Below are 279 nucleotides of genomic sequence, written 5' to 3'. Positions count from 1 at the left end.
ATGACGCAGATGGAAATATGGCCGGACTAACCGATGCTGCGGGCAGACATACGGAATACCGCTATGATAAAATAGGCCGTATCGAGGAAGTGCTGCAGGGCCGGGATAGCGTAGCGAAATACAGCTATGGCGAAGGCAACCGCATCGCCTCGATCCTGTATGGCAGCGGCGTCAACGTCCAATATGGCTATGACGGGGACGGCCACATGACGAGCCTGCGGGCGACGAGTCAAGAAGGCCAGGACCTGATGCGGCACACCTATAGCTACGACAACAACG

At 56.6% G+C, this 279-nt stretch carries 1 protein-coding gene; it reads left to right on the top strand.

Annotated elements, in window-relative coordinates; translation table 11 throughout:
- Positions 1 to 17 precede the first annotated feature (17 nt).
- Positions 18 to 279 (top strand): hypothetical protein (locus tag M3650_RS31525; RefSeq protein WP_251580304.1); only part of this gene is annotated, 262 nt, incomplete at its 3' end.

Origin of the sequence: Paenibacillus sp. MER TA 81-3, assembly GCF_023713585.1 — a bacterium.
In the GTDB taxonomy this organism is placed as follows: Bacteria; Bacillota; Bacilli; order Paenibacillales; family Paenibacillaceae; genus Paenibacillus_B; species Paenibacillus_B profundus.
The sequence above is the reverse complement of the archived record's forward strand: the minus strand, read 5'-3'. Positions and strand labels throughout refer to the sequence as shown.